The sequence below is a fragment of the Macromonas bipunctata genome, assembly GCF_002837135.1.
In the GTDB taxonomy this organism is placed as follows: Bacteria; Pseudomonadota; Gammaproteobacteria; order Burkholderiales; family Burkholderiaceae_C; genus Macromonas_A; species Macromonas_A bipunctata.
This window is the reverse complement of sequence record NZ_NWBQ01000106.1, coordinates 1-2,586: the sequence shown is the minus strand read 5'-3', so window position 1 is coordinate 2,586 and position 2,586 is coordinate 1. Positions and strand designations below refer to the sequence as shown.

At 59.8% G+C, this 2,586-nt stretch carries 1 protein-coding gene; it reads left to right on the top strand.

What is annotated here, in order from left to right:
* Positions 1-200: 200 nt before the first annotated feature.
* Positions 201-2,586, top strand: a 2,386-nt coding sequence (locus CON76_RS12480; RefSeq protein ID WP_145995468.1) for a transglycosylase SLT domain-containing protein, incomplete at its 3' end; no start/stop codon positions are given.

The following is a 2,586-nucleotide window of genomic DNA, read 5'->3' as shown; positions in this document are numbered from 1 at the left end:
CTGGCGCCCTCGGCCTGCCTGCCCGCACCAGTACCAATAATGGCAAAAGTGCAGCCACGGCCAAACCTGTATCGGTGGCCACCCCGAAGCCAAGACAACGCGACGCAAACGGGCGATTCCTGTCCAAGCAAGACCAAGATTCAGCGGTTGATGGTAGCGGCGCGTATAGCCAAAAAGACGGCCCCGGCGTACCCGGCCTGTTGTCCGATTTGCCGGGCCGTATCGCATCGGCCATCAAGGAAACCGCATCCGGCACCGACGAAGCCGACCCCGCCATCAAGGCCATGCAAGAGGTGGCGCAGCCTATGGCGCGCGGCTATCAAGTCCTGTTTGGCGGGCGGGATGAGCGGCGCAAGGAAAGCTGGTACAGACGCATCTTTGGCGAGATCAAACTGTTCCGCAAGGACGAATCAATCAGCGACAAGGACACCAACAAGCGCCTGAAGTCCATCGAAGAAAAACCCACTGAAGGCGAAGGTGGTGGCGGATTCTTGGGCCTGATACTGGCCATCCTTGCCCCCATCATTGGGTTGGTCAAGGGGGTAATGAATGCGCTGGGGATTGGTGCGGCGGGCAAAGGTTTGGCGGGCCTTTTGGGCAAGGCGCTGGGCGGTGGTGCAGCTATCGGCGCCGGTGGCTTGAAAGGCCCGCTATCCACTGGAAAAACCGCGCCGGGCGGTGCCATTGATGTTCCAGGCGGCGGCAAGAGCGGCGGCGGCATGCTGGGTGGGGCCAAAGGCTTTCTGTCCAAAATTCCGCTGATAGGTTTGGCTGTTGCAGCCGTGGGGGCAGCAGCCAGCATCTACAGCAGCGAGTCCGACACCGAGACCACGCGCAAGGAAAAAGACGAAAACGCGGGCCGCTCCATTGGTGGGCTGGCTGGCATGTTGTCGGGCGGCGCGCTGGGTGCGGCAATGGGCACGGCACTGGGGCCAGTCGGCACCGTCATCGGCGGCGTGGTGGGCGCGTTTTTGGGCGACCAGGCGGGCCAGATCATCGGCACCTACGTGGGTGGCTGGGTCAACGATTTGCGCTCCTACGACCTGACCGGCAAGATGGCAGCGGCGTGGGACTTTGTGGTGACGGGCATCAACGACACCGTGGCCAGCATGGGCAAGGGCTGGCAAGGGTTTGTGGACAGTGCCAAGTCCAAATGGGAGTCGTTTGTAGAGCGCGCCACATCGGGCTGGGACACGATTGCAAGCCTGTTCAAGAGCGCCTATGAAGCCCTGAAAAACTTGCCCGTCATCGGCACGGCCATCAAAGCGGCTGAGGCGCTGGCCAGCAAAGCAGCGGCGGCCACAAAAGCGGTGGTTGAATTCGTCAAACCAGCGGTGACGGCGGTCAAGGAAGGCGCGAAAAAATCAGGCCAAACCGTGGCTACGGTGGCCACCAACACCGTGCAAGGCGCCAAGGGCGCGGGGCAGAAAGCCATTGATGCGGTGCAGCGCGGTGCCACATGGGCGGGTGAGAACACCACCATTGGCAAGGGTGCCAAGGCCGTCGTTAAAAGCGCATCCGACACTGCGGAAAAGTACGCGCCAGCGGTAGAGCGTGCCTACAACGTCACAGCGTCCAAAGCCGGTTCTGTGCTGGAAAAAATCATGCCCAAAGGCTACCGGCACAAAGCCATGTTTGACGGCATTAAAGGTGGGGACGACCTGACCAAGTACGGCACCTATACCGATGCAGAAGCCGCGCAAATCCGCAACCTCAAATCCAGTGGGGCAAATACATCGGCCAACTTGAAAAGCGGAATGTCACTGGAAGTGCAAGACAAGATTGCAGCGCAAGCGAGAAAAGCGGGCCTTGACCCCGTGATGATGCAAAAGATGGCGGCAATGGAAAGCGGCGGCAACCCCAACGCTATCAGCAGCACGGGTGCCATTGGCATTTACCAATTTGTTGGGCAAACAGCATCGGGTGTTGGCATCAAAGACCGCTTTGATGTCGATCAAAACATCGAAGGCGGCATGAAACTGACCCTGCAAAACAAGGCCATGTTGGAAGGCGAGAAATTGCCCGTCACAGCCGAAAACCTCTACATGATGCACCAACTGGGGCCGCGCGCTGCAATGGAGGTAATTCGTGGTGCGAAACAAGGCAAAGCCAAATCTGAGCTTTCATCCGGCACACAAAAGGCCATGAATCTCAACTACGGCGCAAAAAGCAAGACCGCAGCCGACTACATTGCCACCAACAAAAATGCGCTTGATGCGCGTTACGCCGCCGTCACAAAAAACACTGGCAGCGTCAGTGCCACCGCTGTGGCTCAATCTGCTGCACCATCACAAAAAGCAGCAACAGGTGGCGCGGTTCAGGCCGGTTCACCGTCCCCGGTAATGTCTGGCGCAGCGCCCACCTATTCGGCTATGGCCTCGCTACCGCCGGTGGCCGCTACAAACGTCAGTCTGCCCACGCCGCCCACAGTGCGACCGCCGGTGCAACCGCAAACCGTGTCCGAGTCGGTGCCGGTGCCTGTTCCGCTGTCGGGTGGCGCCAACAGCCGCCCGATACAGGTCAGCGTTGAACCCGGATATTTCACCGCAGTCCACCCCGTCGTCTCTTTTGTCACTTTGATGCCTG